This window comes from Caballeronia sordidicola (assembly GCF_000729995.1).
Classification (GTDB): Bacteria; Pseudomonadota; Gammaproteobacteria; order Burkholderiales; family Burkholderiaceae; genus Caballeronia; species Caballeronia sordidicola_A.
The window spans coordinates 1-4619 of record NZ_JNFG01000080.1 but is presented as its reverse complement, the minus strand read 5'-3'; the positions used below and the strand labels follow the sequence as shown (position 1 = coordinate 4619).

Below are 4619 nucleotides of genomic sequence, written 5' to 3'. Positions count from 1 at the left end.
CATGCCGCATTCAATAATCCGCACTTCGTTGCGAGAGCAGGTGTCGTCGGAGTTTGTGCCGTTACGCGTTTTGACACGGTCTGGGCCGACCTCTGCCCGATGTGGTCGGCCGTACCCGACCCACTGCCGCCGGTCGCGGTGTCAGTGATTCAACGGCGGGAAACCGAGTAGTCCGGTCACTCAAGCTGGCTTCTCGCAGACGGCAGTTCGGCCGATGCCGGCGTTAGGGCATCGCCGCTCGTGAGGCAGATGCAACTTACTTCCCTGTCGTTCCGAGCGTCGCGACCCCGAATGTCGGGGCTCCATGTCAGCGGATGCGTACGGGCGACCCACTGCCGTCGGTCGCGCGGTCGAGGCTCGACCGAATCTGACACGGCAGTAGAGTTCTTGCAATCGCTAAACTTCCGCTGTTTGTTGGTTCGCACTGAATCCTGACCCTTATCCAATTGGCCTATACGTTGGACGAGCGGGTTAAAGAAATCGCGAAGCGGACTCCATCAACAGGTCAGAGCGATGACCATTGACTTCGGCTAGGGATTTGCAAACGCGTCTGCCGCAGCTTGGCGAACATCGGTCAAGTTGAAAGTCCAACGTCTAACGGGTGCAAGTCCAGTCAACGATTGACCCGCTGTGGCACGGGTGGCGTGCTATCGGCGACTGCGGCCGCGGGTCTGTGCGGGCTCGATACAGTGTGCTGAATGGTGGGTGCCGCACATGATGTACCCGGCGTGGCACTGGCAACCGGGAAATGGAGACTGCCCGACATGGCCACGTAGACGGTCAACGCGACTGCTGCCACGAAGAACCCCCCGGCAGCATAGGCGGTGTATGTGACGGCGGGCTCCCACTTGCTGGGTCTGTTTGCCGATTTGTCGCAGCACAATAACCATCTTTCACCAAGCTCGAGCTGGTCATCAAGAAGTTTTGGCGTGATCAAATAGGAAAGCACAATCGCCAGTATGGCAAGCGTGAAAAACACCCACGAGATTTGCAGTGCGACAGGAATGCCTGACATTGAATGAGGCATGACGTCTTTGTATAGCACCAGGGAAAATCCCAGCCCTCCCGACGCGTAGGTCATGATGGCTTTGTCGAAGTTGTCGGAAGTGGCGAAGTCGCGCTTATCAATATCTGCCTGCAGATCATCGAACAGCTTGAGTTGCCTCTTGCGATCCTCTTCCGCGCGTACATTGCGGTCGTCAACTTCCCGCCACCGGCGCCTTGTCACTTGTGGTCCCCATCGGGCGTGTCGCCCGGCTTGACACAGCACTCCGACGGAACGCCCCCTCGGCGCTTTGACCCGCCCATGTGAGTGCTCGAGGTGCCTGCCGCAGATTCCCTGTAACTATCCTTCGACATACTATCCTTCGTCATACTATCCTTCGTCATGCGGTCCTTGTCCTTCGTAAGAGATTTCTTACTCGATTGTCGGACGGTCGATGCATTATCATCAAGACTCGCACCGCCACTCTGCGCGATGGCTTGCATTCCCATGACAACGCAAAACGCGAACAGGCAAACCAACGCGCCGATGGATTTCATCTCCAACCCCTATTGATGGTCAAGATAATTAAAGCACGGGCTGCTGGTCGGTCAAGTGGATTTTTAAAGCTACGCACCAGCGAAAGCGTCCGCTGCGGCGCGACGGACAGCGTCTAGCAGGCTGCGGAAACCCTTCCTCCGGAAGTCACCCGAAAGGTCTGTTCAAACGTTGTAAATGAAGACCCCACGACTGTGAGAAGCGATGCGCGGCGCCGGTATCTGTCATGCTTTTCCCGTAATTGCACATCGCCGGTATTCATAACTACAGGTCCACACGTTATGTCGGAAGGTCTCCCGTTAAGCGGGAGAACGATGCTCGCTGTAAACCGGCAGGCCTGCAGAGTATTGCCGCCATCGCCGATCTACCGGACATGAAAATCCAGGAAGACATCAGATAGAACAGGTCGAGGGCCAGCCGTGAGTGTAGAAGGAAAACATGGTTTATAGCGACAAATCGAGAATATCCCTCTCGCAAATCGGACGACCGCCCTTGGCCGGCCTGAGACGAACAGCGAACCTGACTATTTCCTGCGCATATGGTGATGGCGGCCAGCAATCCGGAAGGTCAGCGCTGATCTCCCGACTTATCGAATTCGCCACTGATCCGAAGTGTTGCAGGAAAAATCGCGCTTACGATCAATTCGCGTCCAGCAGCACTCGACCCAAACCGGTCAAACGGCTTTCCTAAAAGCAGTCATTGGGCAGCTCAGTTAGATTGCTTGGCTCAACCTTCATGTGGGACCATATTTCAAGACATGGAAAGTAGCGGTAGCCTTGTCAAAAAGTCCGAGGTCCATGTAGTGCAAATGCCATTTCAGCTTCATCGCCTTAACCGTTTCATGGGGCAACGTACTGAATATCTCCGAACGGGATGAAAGGTCGTCAAGTTTAGGATCGGTTGAAGAGATGATCCGTGCAAATTGAGTCGCAACGCCAGTGTGATGAAGTGAGTGCCCGGATGTTGCGACTAGGTTTGCAACATAGATCCCCCCGGGCCTCATGCCCATGGAACTCCTTCTTTCATAAATGCCCCACAAGCGTTCTCTCTCCGCGGTCATTGTTTGCGAATCGGAGCCAAAATCAAAAACGGAATGATCAAAAAATCCGATCGCATTGAACCTGTCTCTGGTTACCTGGGCGAAGAGCACGTCGTCGGTACGTTTGGCGTGGCCGGCCGCCTCGATCACGTGACTAAGGTGCAGATGGTGATAACCCATGGTATTGAGAAGACGATCCTTGTCTTCCCACCTGTCCACGGATTTTTCCGGGCTGGATGACGCTGAGGTGAAACCGTTATGGAACGCTCGAAGGGATAGATGAGGACCTAAATTGTGTCCGCGACTGGCCCGTTAAAGAAGCGCCTTTGTGTTGGCGGCCAGCACCTTCCATCTAGGGTGAGCCGTCAAGGTGGGTTCAATTGTCACTATACGGCGGCGAGGTGGTATAAACCGACAAGCCCAATTGGCGTAGTCAATTAAGAGCGAGCCGAGCGGTTTGGCCTCTAATATCGCAAGCGTTTCTCGATCATTTGGAAACTTCGGAATTTCCTTGGCGATCGCTAATCGGAACTGCTTGACTCGTTTCGATTCGAGCGGTGGGTTTGTCTGCGGACCAGCGACCATTTTATAAGTACCTCATAATTTTTCACTATCGATTGTCAACGATCTCTGCCGTGATGTCGAACGGACGATGCTGGGCCGACCTGCGACGCCGTCCGGCAGTCAGCCATAACGTGAAGCGCCACAGGGCTATCCTGGCTCGCACCGGTAATTCCAGCATTTACAGTTACCTCGAAAGTCCGCCGCGCGCGGGCTTTCGTTTTGGGAATTGAAGTGCGCGACTTCTGCCTTGCGTCCCGCGTAAACCGTAGAATACGGAAATTTAATTCATGCGGACAATGGAGAGGCGAATCGATGGACGCTAAGCAACTTTTCCGTGCGGTAAGTGACAAAATGCGCGCTGATTTCCAGATAACCGCCCAGCACGGACATATGGGCACGCGCGGTACGGCGCGCGAAGATGTCCTTCGAGAGTTTTTATCGCAGGGGCGCTTGCCTCCCAAATATGGTTTAGGTGCGGGAGAAGTGGTTGGTCGCGTGCGCGACGTGTCGCGTCAATGCGATGTCATTGTGTATGACAAAATAGATGGACTTTCATTAATTTATAGTGAACATAATCAAATATTTCCGATTGACTCCGTTTATGGAATAATTGAAGTTAAGTCGCGACTCTCAAAAAGTGAGCTAATTGATTCCCTAGAGAAAATAAAATCATTTAAAAAAATGGCTCCATCAGATGGAATTGCGGAGTCCTTGGGAAGCGGATTTAGCATAGTTCGCGCTAGGCCAAAGCCTTTTGGAATCGTCTTCGCATACTCGCTTGATAATAATTCGCTCGATTCTTTGTATCAAAATTTGAAAGAATGGGAATTGGAAAATGCGGCAAATCTGTGGCCCAATTACATATGTGTTCTCGGCGAGGGGTGCGTACATCATCAGCTTGCTTTCGAGACGTGCATAGACAGCGAAAGAATAACAAGCGAGGCGATTCCTGTCTCCCTGAGGTACGGAAATGACAGCTTGTTTAAGTTTTATTGCGCTTTGCATGACATGTGCGCTCATATGAGGCTGGGCCCTATCGAGTTGAGTAATTATTTTGAGCCGGGTATCCAAATTGGGCGGTTTGTGCTTTCTGGGCGTACGGCAGAGGTCGAACTGACAGTAGATGGGAAACCGCCCGTCCCAGCGAGGTTGAAGGAATCAACCATAGAAAGAATAGTTAACTGGTGTGCACAAACGCAAAAAATTCGATACTGGGATATTTTAAAGAAAAAAAGTAACTAGTCAGCAGCTAAAGGCGAGGGAACGTGTCCAGCGAAGCTGAGAGCGAGCGCGGCCATGAGCGGGCGACGTTGTTTGCGCAGGGTAGCCAGATACGATCGGATGATGCGAAACGCCTGAAGTCCGCGCGCGGTGCGGAAGCACCCCGACACCTTTTGTTTGAGCTTGGGCATTCTGATATCGCGTTCGGCTTGGTTATTGTCAAATGGGACGCGATGGTCGGCGATAAAGCGCCAC

Annotated in this window: 3 protein-coding genes and 1 pseudogene; 1 reads left to right on the top strand and 3 read right to left on the bottom strand. The window is 53.0% G+C overall.

The window, feature by feature from the left end; translation table 11 throughout:
- Positions 1-613: 613 nt before the first annotated feature.
- Both FH08_RS0133710 and FH08_RS0133700 read right to left on the bottom strand, forming a co-directional pair.
- Positions 614-1228, bottom strand: a complete 615-nt coding sequence (locus FH08_RS0133710; protein ID WP_031362585.1) for a hypothetical protein — start codon at positions 1226-1228, stop codon at positions 614-616.
- 1045 nt (positions 1229-2273) lie between these two features.
- On the bottom strand, positions 2274-2798 hold the full coding sequence (locus tag FH08_RS0133700; RefSeq protein ID WP_031362583.1) for a hypothetical protein: 525 nt from the start codon (positions 2796-2798) through the stop codon (positions 2274-2276).
- 657 nt (positions 2799-3455) lie between these two features.
- On the opposite strand from FH08_RS0133700, the gene FH08_RS0133695 reads away from it, so the two are divergent.
- A complete protein-coding gene (locus tag FH08_RS0133695; RefSeq protein ID WP_031362582.1) occupies positions 3456-4385 on the top strand; it encodes a DUF6602 domain-containing protein in 930 nt (309 codons plus the stop codon).
- A 71-nt stretch (positions 4386-4456) separates the two neighbouring features.
- Here FH08_RS0133695 and FH08_RS50750 read toward each other — a convergent pair.
- Positions 4457-4619 (bottom strand): annotated as a pseudogene (locus FH08_RS50750) (IS66 family transposase); the annotation flags it as partial.